Consider the following 23502-nt stretch of genomic DNA (forward strand, 5'->3'; position numbering starts at 1 on the left):
ACTCAGGTCTATACCGAAGCACGTAAAGACGTGGTTGACGCCGCGTTTACCTTTCAGTCGCGGTTTGTGGATGGCCTAGATCTGCAGCGCTCCAGCGCAAGCAGGAAGCCAGAACAGCGAAGTAATACGATGTCCCCGGCTCCTGCCTTCGCAGAAGCGCAAAAGGTACTTCACCAGTTGAACATCGTCCCGTCTTCGAGCCGGTTCACGGGAAGATAGGCGCGCTTATACTCGTATTTGGCGGCGAGCGCCTCGTCGATGTCCACGCCCAGGCCCGGCTTGTCGCCGGGATGCATCAGGCCGTTGGCGAGCGAATAGGCGTGTGGGAAGACCGCGTCGGTCTCGGGCGTATGCCGCATATATTCCTGGATGCCGAAATTGGGCACCGACAGGCCGAAGTTGAGCGCTGCGGCCATGCTGACCGGCGAAAGGTCGGTGGCGCCGTGGCAGCCGGTGCGGACCTGGTGGAGGTCGGCGAGCCCGGCGATCCGGCGCAGATGGGTGATGCCGCCGGCATGGACCACGGTGGCGCGGATATAGTCGATCAGCTGCTCCTCGATGAGCTGCTTGGCGTCCCACACCGAATTGAAGATCTCGCCGACTGCGAGCGGCGTGGTGGTGTGCTGGCGGATCATGCGGAAGCCGGCCTGGTTCTCGGCCGGCGTCGCGTCCTCCAGCCAGAACAGGCGATAGGGTTCGAGATCCTTGCCCAGCCGCCCGGCCTCGATCGGCGTCAGGCGGTGATGGACATCGTGGAGCAGATGGACGTCCCAGCCGAGCTGGTCGCGCGCCTTGGCGAACAATTCGGGCACGTGGCGCAGATATTTGGAGGTCGACCAGACCGTCTCCTCGGGCAGCGAGCCCTTGGCGGGCTCGTAGTAGAAGCGCTCGCCCGACACGCCATAGGTCGCGGCAAGGCCGGGGACGCCCGACTGGAGACGGACCGCTTTGTAGCCCTGTTCGAGATATTCCTGCGCGCGCTCGATCGTCTCGGAAATGTCGCTGCCATTGGCATGACCATAGACCATGCAGCCTTCGCGCGAGGCGCCGCCGAGCAGCTGCCAGACCGGCAAGTTGGCGATCTTGCCCTTGATATCCCACAACGCCATGTCGACCGCGGCGATCGCCGTCATCGTCACCGGGCCGCGGCGCCAATACGCACCCTTGTAGAGATACTGCCAGATATCCTCGATCTGGTGCGCGTCGCGGCCGATCAGGCAGGGGACGACATGGTCTTCCAGATAGCTCGCCACCGCGAGTTCGCGGCCGTTCAGGGTTGCGTCGCCGATCCCGTACACGCCTTCGTCGGTCTCGATCTTGAGGGTTACGAAATTGCGGCCGGGGCTGGTCACGATGACACGCGCGGAAGTAATGCGGGGCAAGGTCGAGACTCGTGTTGAAATTGGTCAGGCCAATATCGCCTTGTGGTATGATCGGTGTCAACCTAGGGTGTTGCGACAGGTGAGGGCGTAATGAAAATCACGGGCAACAAGCTGTACCAGCGCGTGGCGGCGTCGATCACCGAAGCGATCGAAGGCGGGCGCTGGTCGCCCGGCACGCGCCTGCCCGGCGAGCGCGACCTTGCCGAAGAATATAAGGTCAGCCGCCCGACGATCCGCGAGGCGATGATCGCGCTCGAAATGCGCGGCTGGATCGAGGCGCGGCACGGATCGGGGCTTTATGTCACGCGGCGCGAGCATGGCAGCGGACAGCGCGAGGATTCGCTCAATTTCGACGTCGGCGCGTTCGACCTGACCGAGGCGCGGATCCTGTTCGAAGGCGAAGCGGTCGCGCTGGCGGCGGTATCGATTACCGACGAGCAGCTTGCCGAGCTCGATGCGCTGCTGGTCGAGATGGCGGCGGAGGATTCGGGCAAGCCATCGGTGATGGATGCCGACCACCGTTTCCACCTGGCGATCGCCACCGCCACGGGCAATGCGGCGATCCGCAGCGTAATCGAATATCTCTGGGACTTGCGCACCAAGTCGCCGCTCGCCGCGAATATGTTCGCCCGCGCCAAGCGCGGCGGCATCACCCCGCGCGTGGAGGAGCACCGCCCGATCGTCGCAGCGCTCCACGCCCGCGATCCGCATGCCGCGCGGAGCGCCATGCGGCGGCACCTGCGCGGCGTGGTCGACGACCTGCTCGAAGCGACCGAGCTCGAAGTGATGGAGCGCGCGCGGAGCGAGCTCGACGCGCGGCGCGACAAGGTAGCGCGACGGTTGAAGATCGGGTCCGCTTAGGGGCGAGAATGCCCGGCGCGCTGTCCGGAACGCCGGCTTAAGTCAGGTCATGTTTCAGGCTATCGCCGATGGAACCAAGCAAGGCGACGGAAGCCGCGAGCGTGGCTGGCGAATCCCCCATGTCCGCCCCGATCGCAGCCTTCACCTCCGTGGCTACCTCCACGATCTCGACTGCGTCGGCGACCGTGATGACCGAACGCTCGATGAGACCGTGGATAAGGCTTTCGACCAGCAGCATGGCAGCTTGGCCATGCGCATCAGCCTCACGAAGAGAAGGCCCACGCGCCCTATCGTTGTCATTGGTAAGATCAGACATCGCAACGCTCCGGATGGTGGCGAGAGCGCGCATATCCCTCAGCCGCCGGAGCCAAAGACTTCACCGACGATGCTAGGACCTTAGATGAAAACGAACCTTGCACACACATTCAGATCAATAAATCACTATAATAATTATCAATGTTACCCTTGCCAGCGGTGTGCCAGAGTGGCGCATGGCGAATCGCTTCATCGAAAAGCTAAATGGTTTCGTCTCTCTCAATGTTGAGGAAGTCGCCGCGCTCGCAGCCGCCACGGCGGGAGCGCGCGAGGAGCCAGCACGTAGGGACTTGATCCGCGAGGGCGACAGGCCCGGCCCGGTGTTTGTGGTGCTGAGCGGTTGGCTCTGCCGCTATAAGATTCTGCCGAACGGTACCCGCCAGATATTGGCCTTTCTGATGCCGGGAGATTCGTGCGATCTGCACATCGGCCTCCTCGCCGAAATGGATCACAACATCCAGACCGTCACACCGGCGGTGGTCGCCACGATCAGCCGGGAGAAGATGGACGCGCTGATGGAGCAGCATCGCGGCATCGCCCGGGCAATGTAAATCGGGCAGCTGGTCGATGAAGGTACCATGCGCGCCTGGATCACCAGCATGGGGCGTCGAACGAGCCTTGAGCGCGCGGCGCATCTGATGTGCGAACTTTACCTGCGCGGGCGCAATATCGGTTTGACCCTAGAAGCCAGCTTGGAAATGCCGCTCTCCCAATTGCTGTTGTCCGATGCGCTCGGCATGACGCCGGTGCACCTCAATCGCGTCTTGAAGAAACTGCGGCAGTCCGGTGTGATGACACTGAGCCGGAACAGCCTTCGTATCGCGGACCCCGCGCGCCTGGTGCAAATCGCCGGCTTCGACGAGAACTACCTGCACCGGCGGCTGCGTCCTGCGGCATGACAGGGGCTGCTCCGAGGCGGTAATGATGATGGGCGTTAGCGGCCGATCGTGACGATTGCGACCGCAAGGCAGCCATCTGAATCCCCGAGCAGGCTGACGAGTAACGCGTTTTCGACGGCACGATCTTGGCGTGCGCAACGTGACACGACGCTTTGGCACCTGCACCTGAGCGCGGATATTGAGGCCGCAGGATAGGGTGCATATATTTTTGCAAATAAACTCATGTTGGAAAGCAATTGTGAGACTGCGCTATTTCTTCGCTGGAGACTTGGAGGCAGTCATGACGCGGCAGATCATTAGCGAATATCAACAGCGGGATTATTATACACGGCGGCTGGAGCAATCGCGTTCGCTAGCTATTGCTGCCACGAGCCCCTCGGTACGCGCGATCCACGCCGAAATGGCAGCAGGATACGAAGTTCTGGCTCGCAATGCCATGAGGGACGCGCTTCCAATTTGGTCGTCGCTGTCCCGTCAGCCATTGGCGTATCTAGCGATGGGCGAACCTTGAACGTCAGCTAATGCGTTTAAATTATTGGGAGCAGACAGGCGGCTTTCCACGCAGTGTCCGCCATTCGGCGCTAGGATTTGCTCTGCTTGCCTGCGGTTGGCGTTGGCGGAAGTGGCGGAGAGGGTGGGATTCGAACCCACGGTGAGCTTGCACCCACGGCGGTTTTCAAGACCGCTGCCTTAAACCACTCGGCCACCTCTCCGCTGACGCCCCCGCTATCGCGGTCCGCGACGGTTCGCCACAAAATCTTGCTCGGTTGCCAATATCAGGGGGTTCATGCCCGCGTCCGGCTGTGGCACAAAACCGGGATGTTGGCTTTGCGTGCGATATTCGGAAAGGCGGCGGCTCTTGCCGTGGCCGTGGTGGTGGCTAGCCCGGCGGCGGCGCCGGCGATCGCGCAGGACGAAAGCGGCTTCCAGGCCTATCTCCAGACGCTTGCCCGCCAGGCGCTTGCCGAAGGGGTGAGCCGGCGCACGGTCGATCTGGTGATCCCGACGCTGACCTATAATGCCCGCGTGGTCGAGCTCGACCGCCAGCAGCCCGAGACGCGGCCCAATGCGCCGATCTCCAACTTCGAGCCCTATCGCGTGAAGCATGTCGATGCCGCGCGGATCGGGCAGGGGCGCGCCGCCTATCAGCGGGTGCGCAGCCGGCTCGAGCGGATCGAGCGCGAGACCGGCGTGCCCGAATCGATCATGGTGGCGATCTGGGGACATGAGACCGCCTATGGCAAGGTGATGGGCGGGTTCGATTTGCCGCGCGCGCTTGCCAGCCTTGCCTATGAAGGGCGCCGGCGCGCATTGTTCGCGGGCGAATTCATAGCGACGCTCAAGATGGTCGATCGCGGGGTGCCGCGACAGAAGCTGGTCGGCAGCTGGGCGGGCGCGTTCGGCGGGCCGCAGTTCCTGCCGAGCGTGTATCTGCGGCTGGCAGTGGACGGCGACGGCGACGGGCTTGCCGACATCTGGACGAGCGAGCCGGACACGCTCGCCTCGATCGCCAATTATTTCGTCAATGCCGGCTGGCGCAAGGGGCAGCCCTGGGGCGTCGCGGTGCGCGTGCCCGAAGGGTTCAACCGTGCGGCCGTGGTGGGGCGGACCGTCGCGCCGCGCTGCCCGCGCGTGTTCGAGCGCCACAGCCGCTGGAAGAGCATCGCCGAATGGCGCGCGCTCGGGCTGACGATGCAGGGGCGCGGCTGGCCGGCGGATAGCGTGCAGGCGACGTTGCTCGAGCCCGACGGGCCCGGACGGACCGCGTATCTGCTCACCGGCAATTATCGCGTGATCCTCGATTATAATTGCTCGAATTTTTACGCTTTGTCGGTAGGCCTGCTCGCCGATGAAGTCGAACGCTAGCGCAGTCGCTGCTCTTCTCCTCCTCGCCGGATGCGGCGGGGACCGGGGTTATGCCAATTACGGACCCGAGCTTCCCGGCTCGGTCGCCGCACAAAGCTGGGGGCAGCGCATCGCCACGCCGCCGGCGCGCGGCGCCTCGGGAATCGCCGGGACTCCGGTAGTCACGGCGGAAGTGCTGCCGCCTGCCGATGCGGTCCAGACCGGCCCGGGTGCGAGCTATGCCGTGCCGGGACGCCAGCCGCCTCAGCCACAGCAGCGCCCGCAGGCCGCGCCCCGAATCGAGGCCGCGCAGGAACGCGAGATCGATCCTGCAGTGGGCCTGGAAGGGCCGCGCGGCTCGTCGCAGCGTGCGCCGGGCGAGCAGCGCTATGACGAGATCGGCTATGCCGCGGTTGAGGATCCGAGCGAGGGCGTCACCGGGGTGCATGCCTCGCTGCCGGTCGATACGCTGGTCGAAGTGACGTCGCTTGAGAACGGTCGGACGATCGTGCTGCTGATCAACGCGACCGATCCGGGGGCCGCGCGGCCCATCACCCTTTCGGCGGGTGCCGCGCGCGAGCTTGGCCAGGCCGGCAGCGAACGGCTGGCGGTGCGGGTGCGGAAAGTGGCCGCAGGGCCGGGTGACATGCTCGCACTGAGTTCGGGCCGTCCGGCGGCGGCGCGACCCGATACCCCGCCGGTGCTGCTCAATGCGCTGCGGAAGCATCTCGCCGCCGCCCCGGTGGCTGCTTCACCATCTCCGGCGCGCCCGGCCGCTACGCGCCCGGCCGTGTCGCGGCCCGCGCCGCCGCCCCGCGCGGCCCGTCCGGCCTCGGGACCGGGCTTTTATGTCCAGATCGCCGCACTTTCTAACGCTGCGAACGCGCAAGCGCTTGCGCGGAGGATGGGCGGGTCCGTAAAGCAGGGCGGAGGGCTCCATCGCGTGCAGCTCGGCCCCTTCGCGACGCGAGGGCAGGCGGATGCTGCGCGGGCCGGGGCCGCACGCGCGGGTTATGGGGACGCGCGCGTGATCGCCGTCAACTGAGTAACCCGGGGACCCGGACGTCATGAAGAAGCTTTTCGCCGCATCGATCCTGGCGCTCGCCGTCGCGTATCCGACCACTGCGCAGAACCCGCCCTTCGATACGCCGGCACCGATCGCCTATATCGAGGACCTGTCCTCGGGCGCGGTGCTCTATGCCAAGGATGCCGATCGCCGCATCCCGCCGGCGTCGATGGCCAAGATGATGACCGTCTACGTTGCGTTCGACCTGATCAAGCAGGGCAAGCTCAAGCTCAGCGACACGGTCGAGGTACGCCCCGAGACGTGGAAGAAGTGGCACTCGCAGGGATCGACGATGTTCCTCGCGGTAGGCGAGACGCCGCGCGTCGAGGACCTGCTCAACGGCATCGTCACGCTTTCGGGTAACGACGCGTGCGTCGTCCTGGCCGAGAAGATCGCCGGGACCGAAGAGGCGTTCGTTAACCTGATGAACGTCAAGGCCAAGGAGATCGGCCTGTCGAACAGCCAGTTCGGCACGTCGAACGGCTGGCCCGACGAAGGCCGCACCTATGTGACTGCGCGCGACCTTGCGCATCTCGCCAAGGCGACGATCCAGGATCATCCGCAGCTCTACAAGCAGTTCTACAGCCGTACGTCGTATACCTGGGGCAAGACCCTGGGCGCCGGCGCGGCGATCACCCAGGGCAATCGCGATCCCCTGCTTGGCCGCGTTGCCGGTGCCGACGGGTTGAAGACCGGGCACACCGACGAGGCTGGTTATGGCTTCACCGGATCGGCCGAACAGAATGGCCGTCGGCTGGTGATGGTCGTCGCCGGGCTCGATTCCTATGGCGGCCGCGCCGAGGAATCGGTGCGCTTCATGCAGTGGGGCTTCCGCGCATGGAGCCCGCAGCCGATCGCGTCGAAGGGCAAGAAGATCGGCGATGTCGAAGTCCAGGGCGGCGGGTCGAGCAGCGTCGGGGTCATCGCACCGCGCGACCTCAATGCGACGGTTCCGGCCGGCACCACGCCGAAGATGACCGGCAAGCTGGTCTATCTCGGTCCGGTAAAGGCACCGATCAAGGCGGGCGCCCATATCGCCGACCTCGTCGTCGAGACGCCGGGCATGCCCACCCAGACTCTGCCGCTGGTGGCGCAGGCCGACGTCGGCGAAGCAGGCTTCTTCCGCCGCGTGTGGCTCGGACTGACGTCGTTCTTCGGATAGTCGTCACCCCGGCGAACGCCGGGATGACGTTTTGAGTTTGATGCTGCCATGTTGACCGGCAACGAATCTGCGCGCGATGCGCTCGCCGCTGCGATGGCCAGCGGGGCGCTGCATCATGCCTGGCTGATCGCTGGACCCGAGGGGGTGGGGAAGGGCGCGTTCGCGCGTGCCGCCGCCGCGCGGATGCTGGCCGAGGCAAGCGAGCCGCACAGGCTTTCACCCGGCTGGGACGTGCCCGAGACTACCCAGACCGCGCATCTGATCGCCGCGGGCGCGCATCCCGATTACCGCGCGCTGGTGCGCCTGCCGAAGGATGCCGCCAAGCCCGACGAGGCGTTGGCGCGGTCGATCACCATCGCGCAGGTGCGCAGCCTGCAGCCGCTGTTCGCGACCAAGCCCTCGCTGAGCAGCCGCCGCGTGATCGTGATCGATTCGATCGACGATCTCGAACGCGGCGGCGCCAACGCGCTGCTCAAGAACCTGGAAGAGCCGCCAGCGGGGACGATTTTCCTGCTGGTCAGCCATGCTCCGGGGCAATTACTCCCAACGATACGATCGCGCTGCCGGCTGCTGCGGTTCGAAGCGCTTGCCTCGGACCAGGTTGCGGGGATCCTGCGCGCCGAGCTTCCCGAGGCGAGCGCGAGCGAGATCGACGCGCTGGTGCGTGCGGGTGAAGGCTCGCCGGGCCGTGCATTGGGGTTTGCCGGGCTCGACCTGGCGGCGCTGGAGGGCGACATGGCGGTGCTCGCCCAGACCGGCGACCCTTCGAACGCAGTGCGCTCGCGGCTAGCCAAGCTGCTCGGCCCGAAGGCCGCACAGCCGCGCTACGAAGCATTCCTGCACCGCGCGCCGAGCTTTATCGCCGAACAGGCGCGCACGCGGTCGGGCGAGGGGCTACGCGTTGCGCTGGACGCCTATGCCGCCGCGCGCGAGCTGGTCGGCGGCGCCACGGGACTGTCGCTCGATGCGGGCGCCACCGTGTTCGAGATGTCAGGGCTGATCGCGCGCCTGTCACCGCGTTGAGCACTTGACGTTCACGTAAAGGTAAAGCTATAAAGGCGCATGCCCGCTACTGCCTTTTCCGTCGAGGCCCTGGCGCCTATCGAGCCGCGTCCCGAGCAGGGCGCCTTCTCCATCTCCGACCTTTGCGCGGAGTTCAGCGTCACGCCGCGTGCGCTGCGCTTCTACGAGGACGAGGGTCTGATCGCGCCCGAGCGGCGGGGCACCCAGCGAATCTATTCGCACGCCGATCGTGCGCGACTGGCCTGGATTCTCCGCGGCAAGCGCGTCGGCTTCAGCCTTGGCGAGATCAAGGAGATGATCGATCTATACGATGTCGGCGAAGGCCGCCGGGTGCAGAAACAAGTGACACTCGAGCGCTGCCGCGATCGCATCGAGCTTCTCGAAAACCAGAAGCGCGATATCGACGCGCACATCACCGAACTCCAGCAATTCGTACAGCTGCTCGAAAGCAGCGACGCTCACTGAGGAACCTGAAATGCCGCAATATACGCCGCCCGTGCGCGACACGCGCTTCATTCTCGACTCGGTGATCGGGCTCGATCGCTATGCCAATCTCCCCGGTTTCCAGAATGCGACGCCCGATGTGGTCGAGGCGGTGCTGGACCAGGGCGGGCAATTCGTCGCCGACGTGCTGTTCCCGATCAACCATTCGGGCGACCAGCAGGGCTGCACGCGCCACGACGACGGCAGCGTGACCACGCCGGACGGATTCAAGGAAGCATATCAGGCGTTCGTCGAGAGCGGCTGGGGCACGCTGAGCGCGCCGGCCGAGTTCGGCGGGCAGGAAATGCCGCACGTCGTCTCGACAGCGTTTCAGGAATATATGATCTCGGCCAACATGGCGTTCGCGATGTACCCGGGGCTGACCCACGGCGCGATCGCGGCGTTGCTGGTCAAGGGCTCGGAGGAGCAGAAGGCCAAGTACGTTCCCAAGATGGTGTCGGGCGAGTGGGGCGGCACGATGAACCTTACCGAGCCGCATTGCGGCACCGACCTGGGGCTGATCCGCACCCGCGCCGAGCCCAATGCCGATGGCAGCTGGTCGATTACCGGGACCAAGATCTTCATTTCGTCGGGCGAGCACGACCTGACGAGCAACATCATCCATCTGGTGCTCGCAAAGACGCCGGGCGCGCCCGAGAGCAGCAAGGGCATCTCGCTCTTCGTGGTGCCCAAGTTCTTCGTCGGCGACGATGGCGCGCTGGGCCAGCGCAACGCAGTGTCGTGCGGCTCGATCGAGCACAAGATGGGCATCCATGCCAATTCGACGTGCGTTATGAACTATGACGGCGCCACCGGCTGGCTGGTCGGCGATGAGATGAAGGGTCTCGCCGCGATGTTCATCATGATGAACGCCGCACGTCTCGGCGTCGGGCTGCAGGGGCTGGCAGTGGGCGAGACTGCGTACCAGAACGCCGTCCAGTATGCGCATGATCGGCGTCAGGGCCGCGCGCTGACCGGGCCCGCCGAGCCCAACGAGAAGGCCGATACGCTGTTCGTCCATCCCGACGTCCGCCGCATGCTGATGGAAGCCAAGGCGCAGACCGAGGGGCTGCGTGCGCTCTGCCTGTGGGGGGCGCTGCAGGTCGATCTCGAACATGCCGCGCCGAGCGAGGAGGAGCGGCAGCTCGCCGCGGACCTGATCGGGCTGCTCACCCCGGTGATCAAGGGCGTCGGAACCGATATCGGCTATAAGGTCGCGACGGACGCGCAGCAGGTCTATGGCGGCCACGGCTACATCGCCGAATGGGGCATGGAGCAGTATGTCCGCGATGCCCGGATCTCTATGATCTACGAAGGCACCAACGGCGTGCAGGCGATGGATCTGGTCGGCCGCAAACTCGCCCAGAATGGCGGCCGCGCGGTCCAGGCCTTCTTCAAGCTGGTCGCCGAGGAAGTCGCTGCCGCAAAGGGCAATGAGAAGCTGGCGAGCTTTGCGGAGGGACTGGAAAAGGCGCGCGGCCATCTCCAGGGCGCGACGATGTGGCTGGCGGCCAACGGCTTCCAGAACCCCAATCATGTCGGCGCGGGCGCCTATCCCTATATGCAGCTAACCGGGACGGTGGCGCTGGGGCTGATGTGGCTGCGCATGGCCAAGGCGGCGGTGGAAGCGCTGGCAGCGGGCGGCGACAACCCGAAGTTCCTCGAAGCCAAGCTGGTCACTGCGCGCTTCTATGCCGAGCGCTTCTTTCCCGATGCCGGCGCGCTGCGTCGCAAGGTCGAGAGCGGCAGCGATGCGGTGATGGCGCTCGACCCGGAGATGTTCCGCGCGGCATGATCGTGCTTGAGCCGGGAGGGGTGGCATAGCATGGTCGGGCAATGAGCCTGACCAATGTCCCCCTTCAGCCTATCGAACGCGGTGAATTGCATGTGATGCACGCGCGCGGCGCAGTGTCGGCGCTGGCCCTGATCGCCATCGCAGCGATCATCGAGATCGTGTTTGCCGACGAATTGCCAATCCAGGGCGTGCTCGCCGGCGTGGCGCTGGTCGTGGCTTTATGGCTGGCGGTGGTGGCACCACCGCGGCGCTGGCGGCATTGGCGCTATGCGTTCACCGGCACCGAGTTGCATGTCGCGCATGGCTGGTGGACACGCATCCACACGATCGTGCCGGTGCTGCGCGTCCAGCATATCGACTTGGCGCAGGGCCCGTTGGAACGTATCTTCGGCGTGGCGCGGCTGGTGCTCCATACGGCGGGCACCGCGAGTACGATCGTCACACTGCCGGGCGTTGCGCGCGAAACCGCCGAGCAGATCCGTGACGACATCCGGGCACGGATCGGCAGCGCCGCGTGAACGATGACGCACCACGCCGGGTGCATCCGGCGACCATCGTGATCGGGATGCTCAAATCGGGGCCGTCGATCGTGTTTGTCATACCCGCGCTCTATGCGGCCAGCACCAAGTTCGGGCTGCTGGCTAGTGTGGTGCTGATCCTTGCCGGGCTCGCGGCGATGGCGCTCTGGACCTGGTTAGGCTGGTGGTATCTGACCTACCGGCTGGCCGACGATGCATTCGTGATCGAGAGCGGCATTCTCCATCGCAGCCGGCGCGAGATTCCGCTTGAACGCGTGCAGGACGTATCGTTCGAACAGAAGCCGCTCGCGCGTCTGCTGGGGCTGGCGCTGGTGCGCATCGAGACCGGCGGCGGTGGCGAGGATGAAGGCGTGCTCGACAGCGTCACGCTGGCCGAGGCGCAGCGGCTGCGGCTCGCACTGCGGCGATTGCCCGCCGCCGCGGCGGTCGAGAGCGAGGATCCGGAGGCCGGACGGCGCGTGTTCGCGATGTCGGGGGGGCGGGTGGTGCTCTATGGGATGTTCAACTTCTCGCTAGTGTGGATCGCGGGGATTTTCGCGGTGCTGCAGATGACGGACCGCGTTATCGAGCTGGATTGGGAGCAGATGATGGGCCTCGCGCAGAGCGAAGTGCGCAGCCATCTGACGATCGGTGCAGTGCTGGCGGTGCTCGCTTTGGCGCTGGGGTTGGGCGTGCTCGCCGGCGTCTCGCAAACCTTCGTGCGCGAGTATGGCTTCAGTCTCGACGAGCGGGGCAGCCGTTTCCGGCGCATCCGCGGCCTGCTGACGCGCAGCGAAGTGGTGATCGTCAAGGACCGCGTCCAGCTGGCGCTGGTCCATCGCGCGCCGCTGCGCGGCCGGTTCGGCTGGCAGAGCCTCGAGATGCAGACGCTGGGCGGCAGTGACGATGCCTCGGGCCGGCAGGCGATGGCGCCTTTCGCGCGGGCTGACGAAGTGGCGCGGGTGATCGATGCCGCAGGACTGCCGCAATTCGAGGGAGACACGCTGACCCCAGTCTCGCGCGGCCACATCCTGCGCGCGGCGCTTCGTCACGGACTGCCGGTGCTGGTCCTGTTCGCGATTGCTGGTGCACTGCTGCCGATATTGTGGATCGGTCTGACGCTGGTGCCGGTGCCCGTCGGCGTCGCACTCCTGCAACGGCGCCATCATCGCTACGGGCTTCGCGCGACCAGCGTGCAGGTGGCGCGGGGCGTGCTGTCGCAGCGCGACTGGACGGTGCCCTATGCGGCGGTGCAGACGCTCACGGTGCGCCGGACCTGGCTCCAGCGCCGGCTCGGGCTGGCGACGGTGATGATCGACACTGCGGGCGCCGGTGGCTGGGCCGCACCCGACATCGCCGATGTCTCCGAGCCGATCGCCTTCGAACTAGCGCAGACACTCGCGGCCCGCGCCGACCTCAGTTACCCGGCGGGGACGCCTGGGCCGCGACCGGTTTCACTGCAGGAAGCGTGAGCGTGACCGGCCGCGCAGGGGCGGGCGCGGGGTCGGCCTTGCGGCGGACACCGGTGAGCGTGGCGGGGCCAGTGGCCGCCTTCGCATCGGGAAGTGGTGTCGGCGAGGCGGCGGGGGCAGGCGCGACGGCGACCGGCGGCTGGACCCGCATGCACTGGATCGGGCTCGGCCGCTTATATTGCTGGCAGTTCCAAAGCGCCTTGGCATAGCCCTGCGCCTGGTCGCGCAGATAGCTGAACGAGAGGGCCGCGGTCTGTGCAGGGGTGGCGGGGAGCCTGGCCGGCTTCTGCTTGGGGTCAGTCCACGCCATGAACTTGCAGTAGAGCCGCTCGCCACAGGTCTTGATCGCGAGCGCGGCGAACGCATCCGGGTTCATCTTGCGGTCGAGCACGACGAGAAAGTGATTGGCATCGAGCCCGGCGCCGACTGCATTGGGAACGGCGCTGTCGGGTATCGTCGCGGGATCGATCAACGTGCCGTCGCCCTGGAGCGCCGTTTCGAGCGGATTGGTCGTGTCGCCCTGATGCACCGGCGACAGCCGCGCCATCTGGGACACATTTGGCTCGACGCCGGCATAGCCACGGTTGAATGCCGGGGGCGTGCCCCACCAGCCGGCCCAGCGGAAGAACAGATGCGTATCGACCGCGGTGATCTTCTCCAGGCTGGAGCTCCAATAGGGCACCACCCAGTTGGTGTGGTAATGCGTGGCATGGCCGACCGGGCGATAGACGCTGCCGTTCAGCGCCATCCGCGACACGTCGCGCGCGCGCTCCCAGGCCGCGGTGCCGGGCGAATAGCGCAGCATCGCCCCGTCGCAGGTGAAGGTGAACTGGCAGCCGGTGCTGCGCTCCGATCCCTGGAAGACGACGCCGCAGACGGTCTTGGGGAAGGCGGGATGGCGCATGCGGTTGATGATGACCTGCGCGACTGCGCGCTGGCCAACGGCATCGTCGCCGGCCTCGTAATAGACCGCCGCCGCAAGGCAATCGACGGCGCGCGCCTGACTGTCCGCACCGCCGGAAAGGCGGAAGGCGCGGGCAGCGGGATTGGCGAGCGTGGAGAAGGGGATCGCCGCATTGATCGCGCGCGCGTCGTCAGGCGCGACTTGCTGGAGCTTGACCGGTTCGACGGGGGGCAATTCCTGCTTGGGAACCACCCGCTTGGAGATCACCACGGGCGCGCGCTTGTGAACGATGACGCGCGGCGCGGTGGATACGATCAGCAGCGGGACGGCGATCGCGGCCAGCGCCAGCAGGGCGAGCACGATCTTGAGCCACGGTGCCACGGACGCAGCAGGCACGACGACAGGCTCTTCGGGACGCATCAGCATGACCGGCGGTCTCGCTCAGCCCAGCGGCGCGCGAAGGCGCCGGGAGATCGGGATCGGGAACGAGGGTACGGACAAAAGCTGCTCCACAGGCGGGGTCGCCGCCCATAACGCAGCACGGGCCGATTTGGAACCATTGCGGCGCCGAAACGCCGCTGGAGAGGGGTGATCAGGGCAATCCCCTTCCTGAAAGGGAAGGGGTAGGGGTGGGTTCAACGCCGGGCAGGGCTTGATGCCCTGCTCGGCGCTTTGGTGACCGGCGCTGAGTCTTTTGGGCGCGCAGACGCGCGCATCCACCCCCTGCCCCTCCCTTGCCGGGAGGGGAGTTTCGTCGGCTCAGCTCTCGGGCAGGAAGTCGGGAACGCTGAGATAGCGTTCGCCGGTGTCGTAGTTGAAACCGAGCACGCGCGCGTTGTCGGGCAGGTCGGGCAGCTTCTGGAGGATCGCGGCGAGCGTGGCGCCCGACGAGATACCGACCAGAAGGCCCTCTTCACGCGCAGCGCGACGGGCCATGTCCTTGGCGACGCCGGCATCGACCTTGATGACGCCATCGATCGCGTCGGTGTGCAGGTTGCGCGGCACGAAGCCGGCGCCGATGCCCTGGATCGGGTGCGGGCCCGGCGTACCGCCCGAGATGACCGGCGAAAGCTCGGGCTCGACGGCGAAGACCTTGAGATTGGGCCAGCTCTTCTTGAGCGTCTCGGCGACGCCGGTGATGTGGCCACCGGTGCCGACGCCGGTGATCACCACGTCGATCGGCGTGTCGGCGAAGTCGTTCAGGATTTCCTGTGCCGTGGTACGGGCATGAACATCGACATTCGCAGGGTTTTCAAACTGCTGCGGCATCCAGGCGCCTTCGGTGGTCTCGACGATCTCCATCGCGCGTTCGATCGAGCCCTTCATGCCCTTCTCGCGCGGCGTGAGATCGAAGCTGGCGCCATAGGCCAGCATCAGCCGACGGCGCTCGAGGCTCATGCTCTCGGGCATCACCAGGATCAGCTTGTAGCCCTTGACCGCGGCGACCATCGCCAGGCCGACGCCGGTATTGCCGCTGGTCGGCTCGACGATCGTCCCGCCGGGCTTGAGATCGCCCGACTTCTCGGCCGCCTCTACCATCGCCAGTGCGATGCGGTCCTTGATCGAGCCGCCGGGGTTCGAGCGCTCGGACTTGATCCAGACCTCGGCACCGGGGAACAGCTTCTGCACACGGATGTGCGGCGTGTTGCCGATGGTCTCGAGGATCGTGTTCGCCTTCATGTCGTCATCTCCTTGGGAGGCACTTCGAGGTTGGCCGGAGGATCGAAGGTGCGAGCCCGCCTGAGCTCTGGGAATAGCTTGGCCCATAGCAGGGTGACAAGCACCGCGCCGATACCGCCGCCGATCACTGCGGCGACCGGACCGATCGCCGCGGCGAGGAAGCCCGATTCGGCTTCGCCGAGTTCGTTCGATCCCGAGACGAACAGCGTCGACACCGCGCCGACGCGGCCGCGCATCTGGTCCGGCGTGTAGAGCTGGATCAATGACTGGCGGACATAGACCGAGACCATGTCGGCAGCGCCGAGTATGAACAATGCGACGAGCGAGAGCAGCACGGCAGGAGCGAAGTCGCTGCCGATTGCCCTCGGCCCGAGCAAGCCGACGAACAACGGTGCCGATGCGCCGAATATCACGGTGGCCACCCCGAAGACGGCCACGGCGATCAGCATTTTCTTGCCGACTTCGGTCTTGAGCGGACGCCACGAGAAGAGCAGCCCGACCAGCACGGCGCCCAGCGCCGGCGCGGCGCGGAGATGGCCGAGACCCTCCGAGCCGACCTGGAGGATGTCACGCGCATAGACCGGGAGCATCGCAGTGGCGCCGCCGAGCAGCACCGCGAACAAATCGAGCGAGATCGCGCCGAGAACGAGCCGGTTGCGGCGGACATAATGGAGGCCGTCGACCATCTGCGCCCAGGGGCTGCCGGTGAACTTCATCGCGCTGCGCGGCACCGGCGAGATCAGCAGCAGCATCGCCAGCGCGAGCGCGAACAAGCCGGCCGCGACGAAATAGGGCACCGAGGGACCGGCGGCGTAGAGATAGCCGCCCATTGCCGGGCCGATCACGGTGCCGATCTGCCACGATGTCGAGCTGAGCGCGATCGCAGTGGGCAGGCTCTCCTTGGGAACGAGGTTTGGCGCCAGCGCGCCCAGCGCGGGGCCGGCAAAGGCGCGCGCGACGCCGAGCAGGGCGGCGATGCCGAACAGGGCGGGGAGAGTGATCGTATCGGTATAGGTCAGCCATGCCAGGCTGAGCGCGCACCCGACTTCGAGCGTTACGGCGCAGCGGGCGATCCAGCGCCGGTCGATCCGGTCGGCAAGCCAGCCGGCGAACAGCGACAGCGCGAGCAGCGGGAGGAACTGGGCGACGCCGATCAGGCCGAGCTGGAACGCGGCTTCCTTGATCGTCATGGTCTCGCGGGCGATGTCGTAGACCTGCCAGCCGATCACGATCACCATCGCCATCTGCCCGAGCGTGGCGGCGAAGCGCGCCACCCAATAGGCGCGGAAATTGGCGATGGCGAAGGGGTGGATCGGCATGCCCGGCTCTTGGCGCGTTGCGTGCCGCATCGCAACGGGCGAATGCGCGCCTGCCACAAGAGCACCGGTTCCCAGTACGGAACCCGACAGGGGGATGGCGGTTCTTACGCCACCGAAATCAACCGATCAGGAGACGAGCGATGGGCAAGGGCATATTGTTGTGGCTGCTGGGGATTCCGATTCCGATCATCATCCTGCTGCTGCTTTTCTGGCACTGAGCCGCGCTCAGAGCGGGAGCTTGGTGCCTTCGAACAGCACGCCGCGGATCTCCCAGGCCTCCGCGACATAGCTTTCGCGTGTCGGGCCGGCCCTTCGCGTCCCGTCGGGCTGGACCGGAAGCAGGGGAACGATCTCCATTGCTTCCGCCTCCAGCCGGGCGCGGATCCGCTGCATCAGCCGAGTCACGCCGCGGCGATAGGTTTCCCAACGGTCCGCCGGGTGCGGCCCCTGCCATCGCGCGACATGCTCGCGATATTCCGCCATCAGCGCAGCCGTCTCGACGCTTCCGCGCGCTGCCGCCTTTTGCGCGTGCTCGCGGCGGTCGCTCATCATCGGGCCATAGATGGTCGATTCCATTCGCGCGAAATGGACCAGCAAGTCGCGGGTGAACGCCCAGCGCTTGTCGGCCATGTTGTCATTCTGGGGCGGCGGCGGCCCTTCCGAGAAACGTTCGACGGATTCCACGTTGGTCAGGATACGGCAGTGTTGGGCAAGCAGGCGATCGACGGGCATTCGGGGGGTGTTCTCCTCCTTCCCCTCTGCCTCGTTTCTAGCTGACCGCGCGTAAAGCTGCGGCTCCGGTGAAGGCCGTAATGGTGTTGGTACGGAAGCTGACGCAGCCTGTTGCTCGGGGCGCAATTCGGGCAAACCCGGATTCGTACGGCAAAGCCTGTTTGCTTTATGCACGATGTTGCTAACATCGTCCGGTAGAACGATATTTTGAGCGAGAGGCGGGCAGCGGGGATGCAGGCGGGGGCGTCGGCACTGGCTAGAATGGGCGGCGGCGCAATGGGCGACGCGGTCCGCCGATTCGATTGGGCGACGACGGCGCTGGGCCCGGCGGAGCACTGGCCTCCCGAGTTGCAATCTGCGGTGGCATGGGTGCTCGAATCACGCTTCCCGATGGCATTGGCTTGGGGGCCCGAGCTCGTCACCATTTACAATGACGCGTTCCGCCCCATCCTTGGTGACAAGGAGGTCATTGGCCAAAGCTTCGCAGAACTCTGGGCCGGCGTGTGGCATGCGGTCGGACCGCTGGTCGAGCGGGCCCGTTCGGGCGAGTCCAGCTATTTCGAGGATTTCCCGCTCGAGATGGATCGCGGCAACGGGCCGGAGACGGCCTGGTTCACCTTCTGCTTTTCGCCGTTGCGGCTCGCCGACGGCAGCGTCGGCGGGATGATCGACACCGTGATCGAGACCACCGGCGCGGTGCTGGCCCGCCAGACCGCCGACGTGATGCGCGATGAACTGGCGCACCGGCTCAAGAACACCATGGCGATGGTCCAGTCGCTTGCCAGCCGAACGCTGCGCGGAGTGGGCGACAGGGATGCAGTCAAGACGTTCGAGAAGCGCGTCATCGCGCTCGGCCATGCCCATGACGTGCTGGGCCGCGGCAAGTGGCTCCGGGCATCACTGACCGAGCTCGCCGACGGGCTGCTGGCGATGCACGGCGACCGCTTCGACGTGGCGGGCCCCGAAATCGACCTGGGCGCCTCGGCGACGCTGCGGCTGTCGCTGATTCTCCACGAATTGGCGACCAATGCAGTCAAATATGGCGCGCTCTCCGCCGAACATGGCCGGGTGGTGCTGCACTGGCACCTCGAACACGGCGCGCGAGGTGACGAACTGGTGGTCTGCTGGCGCGAGCGCGACGGCCCGGTAGTAAACGCGCCGGTGCATATCGGCTTCGGCTCGCGGCTGATCGACATGGGGCTGATCGGCACCGGCAAGGTCGAGCGCCGCTATCCGGCCAGCGGCGTCGAAGTCGATCTGCGCGTGCCGATCGCCGACTTGCAGGAACGCTAGGCCGCTTCCGTATCCGCCCGGTCTTGCTGCACTGCGGCATGACGCTTATATTTCGCACGATGTACCGTAGCGAATCCGACACGCCGCCCGCACCTGCCGCGACCATGCCGATGCTGTTCGAGGCGATCGTGCGCACCCGCTGCGTCGAGGCGACGTATAATGGCGGCCGCGTGATCCTGGCGCCGCATGTCGCCTTCACGCGCCACGGCGAAGTCTATGTCGGCGCGACGACGATCGAGCGGGACGGCGTGCCGCCGCGCGAAGAGAAGCTCGGGCTGTTCAAGCTGGTCGGGCTGGCGGGCTTCGCGCTGGCCGAGCGCGGCTTCACGCCCAGCAACATCTTCGACCCCAAGGACGAACGCTTCGCGGCCGAGACCCTGCTGGCGGTGGAACCCCACCCAGCCTGATCCCGGCCGAAAGGCTTAGCGGCAGCGAACCTGCTGCTGGTTGCGGTCGATCGATGCACCTGCCGCGCCGCCGGCGATCGCGCCGAGCAATGTGCCGACGGTGCTGGAGCGGCGACCGGCGATGATGTTGCCGAACAGTCCGCCTGCAGCCGCGCCGACGATCAGGCCGGTGGTGCCGTCGCTGCGCTTGCAATAATAGCGGCCGTCGTCACCACGATAGACGCGGTCTTCCTGCGACAGCACGCGCTCCTGATAATTGCCTGAGCGGTAGTAGCGCGACGGCTCGTAATTATCGTCCTCGGCATAGCCGACATCGGGGCGGCGATCGTCATAGGACGAGCGCGTGGCGCGGGCGCGGCGATAGCGGTCGAGCGCGGCCTGGAATTGCTCATATTCATTATCGAAGCGGCGCTGGGCGGCATCGAAGCGCGCATCCTCATCCTGCGCAGAAGACGTGGCGTAGCGCGCGCTGCTCTGCGCAGCGGCGGGGCTGGCGACGACGAGCGCTGCGGCGAGCGCCGCGAGGCCGGTGATGATCTTCATTGTTTAAGTCTCCTCCTATGTGCCGTGCGATACGGCCGGCGACCCGGAAACGTTCCGGCAATGTGCGTGAAGCGGCGCTGAACGCGGGCGGCGACAGGTCATGCCGGCTGGGCGAGGCCGGCGAACAGGCCCAGATCCGCGGCGCCGGCAGCGTGCTGCGGCGCCCGTTCGCTTTCGTGGCTCGGGATTGTTGTTTGGAACGTAGCAATGCGGCGGAAGGTTTCAAATCGCCTCGACTGGGGCGCCGAGCAGAAATGCGGCATCTGCCATGCGAGTGTCGAGCGTGCCCAGCGTGTGGCCATTTGAGTTTGAGATCGCAATATGGAGCGCGTCGCTGCGCGAAGCCCGAAATCGTGTCGCCAGGTGCGTTCGGCCGCCCTCTCAAACGCTCGGGCAACATGGCGAGAGTGGGCAAGCTAGGAGCATGAAACTAGTTTCAGGTGGGTCCTCTAACTAGTTGGTGACCATATTAGGCTTTGGCTAGGAGAAAAGGATTGGAAGCTTTACGCTAGAGTGGAGCAGGCATCTGCGATGGCATAGCTCGTACCGATAGAGAGTGAGCTGATCGCTATTTCAAGAACCAGGGCTTTCATCGCCGCTTCTGTACGCAAACCATTTTCGTAATAGCGTTGTGGCGTGGTCTTGGCTGCAAACCGGGTCTCCACCTCGGTCAGACGCTTTCGTTCGGGCGTATCGCCTAACCGTCTGCTGGACTGAATGACCAAGAAAAGGGCGGCCCGGCAAACCAGGTCACGTTTGAAGGCATTTGCTGGAAATGCGCGAACCTGATCGCCAGACGCCAAGGAGTCCGCAGTGTAGCAGCGTTTAATCATGGCTTCGGCCTCGGTGGCTGTAGGCAAAGGCTGATCCTGCAATTCCGAAAGGATTTCCAGGTATCGGTCGGTGACAGTCTCTCCCTTCGGATCATCCTGCGCATTGCGCATCGCCAAATACACTATGCTCGCACCCAATTTCGGCGAATCATGTCCAGTCAGCCGAAAGGCGCGAAGCGCATTGATGCAGGTAACCCTGTCCGCTGGCGTTTGTTCGGGACGCTGCTGAACCGTGATGCCCTCGGCGAAGGCAACACTGGGCACGATCGCGAAGGCAGCGACAATAAGGGCGATCGATAGTTTCATGTATTCAGCTCCCCAAGCTCACAAAACTATCCATAACCCGCTTCCGCCCGGCGACCTCGAAGTCGATCTCGAGCTTGTTGCCTTCGATCTCGGCGATCACTCCGTAGCCGAACTTCTGGTGGAACACGCGTAGCCCGACCGACAGGTCCGCACGCGGCTTGGCGCCGAAGCTGACCGCCGACGCGTGGCTCTCCAGCACCCGCGCGGGTTCCCGCGAGAAGGTGCGGGCGGTGAAGCTGCCGCCGGGGTTCTTGGCGTCCACCCCTGCGGCGCGCTGCCAGCCGGGGCCGCGGCCGGTGCCTCGGGCGACGTCGGCGAAGGGGTCGGCGCGCTCGGACCAATTGGCCTGCCACAGGCTGGCGCCGCCCGACATCGTGGTCTCGCTCTCGACATGCTCGCCGGGCAATTCGGCAACGAAGCGGCTGGGGAGGCTGCTGGTCCATTGCCCGTAGATGCGGCGATTGGCGGCGTGGAGGATCGTCGCCTTCCGCCGCGCGCGGGTGATCGCGACATAAGCGAGGCGCCGTTCCTCCTCCAGTGAGGCGAGCCCGCCTTCGTCGAGCGCGCGCTGCGAGGGGAAGATGCCTTCTTCCCAGCCGACGAGGAACACCGTGTCGTATTCGAGGCCCTTGGCGGCGTGGATCGTCATGATCGTCACCTTGGCCTCGTCGGCCTGCGCCTCATTGTCCATCACGAGGGAGACGTGCTCGAGGAAGGCGGTGAGCGACTCATACTCCTCCATCGCGCGGACGAGCTCGGACAGATTTTCGAGGCGGCCGGCGGCTTCGGCGGTGCGGTCGGCCTGCCACATCGCAGTGTAGCCGCTCTCGTCGAGGATGATGCGCGCGAGCTCGGGATGGGGGAGGGTGTCGCCCATGCTACGCCAGCGGGCGATATCGCCGATGAGGTTGCCCAAGGACCGGCGGGCCTGAGGGGTAAGTTCGTCGGTGTCGAGGATGCGCGCGCCGGCGGTGGTGAGCGGCAGGCCCTGAGCGCGGGCGAACTGGTGGACCTTGGCCAGCGCCTTGTCGCCCAGGCCGCGCTTGGGGACGTTGACGATGCGTTCGAAGGCCAGGTCGTCGGCGGGCTGGGCGACGACGCGGAGATAGGCGAGCGCGTCGCGGATCTCGGCGCGCTCGTAGAAGCGGAAGCCGCCGATGATGCGATAGGGCATGCCGATCGAAATGAAGCGGTCTTCGAATTCGCGCGTCTGGTGCTGGGCGCGGACGAGGATCGCGACGTCGTCGAGGCTGGTGCCGCCCCGCTGGAGGCCCTCGATATCCTCGCCGACGCGGCGGGCTTCCTCGGGACCATCCCAGATGCCGAGCACCTGGACCTTCTCGCCCGCGTCCTTCTCGGTCCACAACGTCTTGCCGAGGCGTCCGCCATTGTTGGCAATCACGCCCGATGCGGCGGCGAGAATGTGCGGGGTGGAGCGGTAATTCTGTTCGAGGCGGATCACCTTGGCGCCGGGGAAATCCTTCTCGAACTTGAGGATGTTCTCGACCTGCGCGCCGCGCCACGAATAGATCGACTGGTCGTCGTCGCCGACGCAGCAGATGTTCTTGCGCTCCTGGGCAAGCAGGCGGAGCCAGAGATACTGGACGCTGTTGGTATCCTGATACTCGTCCACCATGATGTAGCGGAAGCGGTTCTGATATTGGGACAAAATCTCGCGATCGGTTTTGAGGATCACGAGCATGTGGAGGAGCAGGTCGCCGAAGTCGCAGGCATTGAGGGTGCGCAGGCGATCCTGGTACGCGGCATAGAGCGCCTGGCCCTTGCCATTGGCGAAGGCTTCGGATTCGCCGGCGTCGATGTCCTTCGGCGTGAGGCCTTTGTTCTTCCACTGGTCGATCAGCCCGGCGAGCTGGCGCGCGGGCCAGCGCTTTTCGTCGAGGTCGGCGGCGCTGATCAGCTGTTTGAGCAGGCGCAGCTGGTCGTCGGTGTCGAGGATGGTGAAGTTGGACTGAAGCCCGACGAGCTCGGCGTGGCGGCGGAGCATTTTGGCCCCGATCGCGTGGAAGGTGCCGAGCCACGGCATGCCCTCGACTGCGTCGCCGACGAGGCGCCCGACGCGTTCCTTCATCTCGCGCGCGGCCTTGTTTGTGAAGGTGACCGAGAGGATCTCGCTCGGATACGCCTTCCGGGTGAACAGGAGATGCGCGAGGCGCGCGGTGAGCGCGGCGGTCTTGCCGGTGCCGGCGCCGGCGAGGACGAGCACCGGGCCCTCGGTGGTCAGCACGGCTTCGCGCTGCGGCGTGTTCAAGCCCTGCAGATAGGGGGCGTCTTGGGGAGAGGGCGCGGGGAGAGTCATCGGCGAACAGGTAGGGAACGCGCGCGTCGGGAGCAAGTTGCTTCGCGGGCGCTGTGCGGGCTAAGGGGGCATCATGTGGCGTAATCGGAAACTCAGGCTCGGCATCGTGCTGGCGATCGCAGTGATCGCGGCGTTCGTGGCATGGCGAACCAGCCAGAGCGAAGTGCGCAAGCCGTGCGAGCCGGGGCGTCACGAGGAGAAGGACGCCGGCGGCAAAGTGGTGAAGGTAACGCGGACGACGTGCTTTACCGACTAAGGTCCCCGCTCCTGGGAGCGAGGGAGAATTTGGAATTCCAATCTCGATCCAACCTCGTCCACAGCTTCGTGACGGGGGTGTCATCACTTTG

At 65.8% G+C, this 23502-nt stretch carries 24 protein-coding genes and 1 tRNA gene; 15 read left to right on the plus strand and 10 right to left on the minus strand.

Features of this window, described 5'->3' with window-relative positions:
* Positions 1 to 170: 170 nt before the first annotated feature.
* On the minus strand, positions 171 to 1382 hold the full coding sequence (gene manD / locus BXU08_RS04530; RefSeq protein ID WP_077509000.1) for a D-mannonate dehydratase ManD: 1212 nt from the start codon (positions 1380 to 1382) through the stop codon (positions 171 to 173).
* A gap of 90 nt (positions 1383 to 1472) precedes the next feature.
* Between manD and BXU08_RS04535 the strand changes: the two genes are divergently transcribed.
* Complete coding sequence (locus BXU08_RS04535; RefSeq protein WP_077509001.1) at positions 1473 to 2243, plus strand: FadR/GntR family transcriptional regulator; 771 nt, start codon at positions 1473 to 1475, stop codon at positions 2241 to 2243.
* Between the two features lie 37 nt (positions 2244 to 2280).
* Here the strand turns inward: BXU08_RS04535 and BXU08_RS04540 are convergent, their stop codons facing one another.
* On the minus strand, positions 2281 to 2559 hold the full coding sequence (locus BXU08_RS04540; protein ID WP_150125410.1) for a hypothetical protein: 279 nt from the start codon (positions 2557 to 2559) through the stop codon (positions 2281 to 2283).
* A gap of 175 nt (positions 2560 to 2734) precedes the next feature.
* Here BXU08_RS04540 and BXU08_RS20275 point away from each other — a divergent pair, with 175 nt between their 5' ends.
* The 3 genes from BXU08_RS20275 to BXU08_RS19475 all read left to right on the plus strand — a co-directional run bounded on the left by BXU08_RS20275 (position 2735) and on the right by BXU08_RS19475 (position 3968).
* Positions 2735 to 3109 (plus strand): Crp/Fnr family transcriptional regulator, encoded by a 375-nt coding sequence (locus BXU08_RS20275; protein ID WP_253190506.1) that lies wholly within the window; start codon positions 2735 to 2737, stop codon positions 3107 to 3109.
* Positions 3110 to 3136: 27 nt separating this feature from the next.
* Positions 3137 to 3457, plus strand: coding sequence for a Crp/Fnr family transcriptional regulator (locus BXU08_RS20280; RefSeq protein WP_253190507.1), 321 nt, complete (start codon positions 3137 to 3139; stop codon positions 3455 to 3457).
* A gap of 280 nt (positions 3458 to 3737) precedes the next feature.
* Positions 3738 to 3968, plus strand: coding sequence for a hypothetical protein (locus tag BXU08_RS19475; RefSeq protein WP_150125411.1), 231 nt, complete (start codon positions 3738 to 3740; stop codon positions 3966 to 3968).
* 112 nt (positions 3969 to 4080) lie between these two features.
* Here the strand turns inward: BXU08_RS19475 and BXU08_RS04550 are convergent.
* Positions 4081 to 4170, minus strand: a tRNA-Ser gene (locus tag BXU08_RS04550).
* Positions 4171 to 4276: 106 nt separating this feature from the next.
* Between BXU08_RS04550 and BXU08_RS04555 the strand changes: the two genes are divergently transcribed.
* Genes BXU08_RS04555 through BXU08_RS04590 form a run of 8 tightly spaced genes read left to right on the plus strand, consistent with a single transcriptional unit; the run spans position 4277 to position 12821 of the window.
* Complete coding sequence (locus tag BXU08_RS04555) at positions 4277 to 5323, plus strand: lytic transglycosylase domain-containing protein (protein ID WP_077509003.1); 1047 nt, start codon at positions 4277 to 4279, stop codon at positions 5321 to 5323.
* Positions 5307 to 6347 (plus strand): SPOR domain-containing protein, encoded by a 1041-nt coding sequence (locus tag BXU08_RS04560; RefSeq protein WP_077509004.1) that lies wholly within the window; start codon positions 5307 to 5309, stop codon positions 6345 to 6347. Before BXU08_RS04555 ends, BXU08_RS04560 begins: the two co-directional genes overlap by 17 nt.
* A gap of 22 nt (positions 6348 to 6369) precedes the next feature.
* Positions 6370 to 7530, plus strand: a complete 1161-nt coding sequence (locus BXU08_RS04565; protein WP_077509005.1) for a D-alanyl-D-alanine carboxypeptidase family protein — start codon at positions 6370 to 6372, stop codon at positions 7528 to 7530.
* 48 nt (positions 7531 to 7578) lie between these two features.
* Positions 7579 to 8553 carry an AAA family ATPase gene (locus tag BXU08_RS04570; RefSeq protein ID WP_077509006.1) on the plus strand — a complete coding sequence of 325 codons (975 nt, stop codon included), beginning with the start codon at positions 7579 to 7581 and terminating at the stop codon, positions 8551 to 8553.
* Between the two features lie 39 nt (positions 8554 to 8592).
* Positions 8593 to 9018, plus strand: coding sequence for a MerR family DNA-binding transcriptional regulator (locus tag BXU08_RS04575; protein WP_077509007.1), 426 nt, complete (start codon positions 8593 to 8595; stop codon positions 9016 to 9018).
* Positions 9019 to 9028: 10 nt separating this feature from the next.
* Positions 9029 to 10831, plus strand: a complete 1803-nt coding sequence (locus BXU08_RS04580; RefSeq protein WP_077509008.1) for an acyl-CoA dehydrogenase C-terminal domain-containing protein — start codon at positions 9029 to 9031, stop codon at positions 10829 to 10831.
* 41 nt (positions 10832 to 10872) lie between these two features.
* On the plus strand, positions 10873 to 11349 hold the full coding sequence (locus BXU08_RS04585) for a PH domain-containing protein (RefSeq protein ID WP_077509009.1): 477 nt from the start codon (positions 10873 to 10875) through the stop codon (positions 11347 to 11349).
* Positions 11346 to 12821 (plus strand): PH domain-containing protein, encoded by a 1476-nt coding sequence (locus BXU08_RS04590; protein ID WP_150125412.1) that lies wholly within the window; start codon positions 11346 to 11348, stop codon positions 12819 to 12821. The genes BXU08_RS04585 and BXU08_RS04590 overlap by 4 nt, the downstream gene beginning before the upstream one ends.
* Here BXU08_RS04590 and BXU08_RS04595 read toward each other — a convergent pair.
* The 4 genes from BXU08_RS04595 to BXU08_RS04610 all read right to left on the minus strand — a co-directional run bounded on the left by BXU08_RS04595 (position 12766) and on the right by BXU08_RS04610 (position 17456).
* On the minus strand, positions 12766 to 14151 hold the full coding sequence (locus tag BXU08_RS04595) for a cell wall hydrolase (RefSeq protein ID WP_366926574.1): 1386 nt from the start codon (positions 14149 to 14151) through the stop codon (positions 12766 to 12768). The genes BXU08_RS04590 and BXU08_RS04595 overlap by 56 nt on opposite strands.
* 333 nt (positions 14152 to 14484) lie before the next feature.
* Positions 14485 to 15405, minus strand: a complete 921-nt coding sequence (gene cysK / locus BXU08_RS04600) for a cysteine synthase A (RefSeq protein WP_077509011.1) — start codon at positions 15403 to 15405, stop codon at positions 14485 to 14487.
* The gene (locus tag BXU08_RS04605; RefSeq protein ID WP_077509012.1) at positions 15402 to 16724 is read right to left on the minus strand and encodes an MFS transporter; all 1323 of its coding nucleotides are present in this window, start codon (positions 16722 to 16724) and stop codon (positions 15402 to 15404) included. The genes cysK and BXU08_RS04605 overlap by 4 nt, the downstream gene beginning before the upstream one ends.
* 225 nt (positions 16725 to 16949) lie before the next feature.
* A complete protein-coding gene (locus tag BXU08_RS04610) occupies positions 16950 to 17456 on the minus strand; it encodes a hypothetical protein (RefSeq protein WP_150125414.1) in 507 nt (168 codons plus the stop codon).
* A 207-nt stretch (positions 17457 to 17663) separates the two neighbouring features.
* On the opposite strand from BXU08_RS04610, the gene BXU08_RS04615 reads away from it, so the two are divergent.
* The gene (locus BXU08_RS04615) at positions 17664 to 18749 is read left to right on the plus strand and encodes a sensor histidine kinase (protein WP_150125415.1); all 1086 of its coding nucleotides are present in this window, start codon (positions 17664 to 17666) and stop codon (positions 18747 to 18749) included.
* Positions 18750 to 18787: 38 nt separating this feature from the next.
* Positions 18788 to 19156 (plus strand): hypothetical protein, encoded by a 369-nt coding sequence (locus BXU08_RS04620; RefSeq protein ID WP_253190508.1) that lies wholly within the window; start codon positions 18788 to 18790, stop codon positions 19154 to 19156.
* Between the two features lie 15 nt (positions 19157 to 19171).
* Here the strand turns inward: BXU08_RS04620 and BXU08_RS04625 are convergent, their stop codons facing one another.
* The 3 genes from BXU08_RS04625 to BXU08_RS04635 all read right to left on the minus strand — a co-directional run bounded on the left by BXU08_RS04625 (position 19172) and on the right by BXU08_RS04635 (position 23155).
* Positions 19172 to 19699: a glycine zipper 2TM domain-containing protein gene (locus tag BXU08_RS04625; protein ID WP_077509016.1), complete on the minus strand. Its 528-nt coding sequence runs from the start codon at positions 19697 to 19699 to the stop codon at positions 19172 to 19174.
* Positions 19700 to 20202: 503 nt separating this feature from the next.
* A complete protein-coding gene (locus tag BXU08_RS04630; protein ID WP_077509017.1) occupies positions 20203 to 20838 on the minus strand; it encodes a hypothetical protein in 636 nt (211 codons plus the stop codon).
* Between the two features lie 4 nt (positions 20839 to 20842).
* On the minus strand, positions 20843 to 23155 hold the full coding sequence (locus BXU08_RS04635) for an ATP-dependent helicase (RefSeq protein WP_077509018.1): 2313 nt from the start codon (positions 23153 to 23155) through the stop codon (positions 20843 to 20845).
* 73 nt (positions 23156 to 23228) lie between these two features.
* On the opposite strand from BXU08_RS04635, the gene BXU08_RS04640 reads away from it, so the two are divergent.
* Complete coding sequence (locus BXU08_RS04640; protein WP_077509019.1) at positions 23229 to 23411, plus strand: hypothetical protein; 183 nt, start codon at positions 23229 to 23231, stop codon at positions 23409 to 23411.
* Positions 23412 to 23502 lie beyond the last annotated feature (91 nt).

The sequence above is a fragment of the Sphingomonas sp. LM7 genome (assembly GCF_002002925.1).
Taxonomy (GTDB): Bacteria; Pseudomonadota; Alphaproteobacteria; order Sphingomonadales; family Sphingomonadaceae; genus Sphingomonas.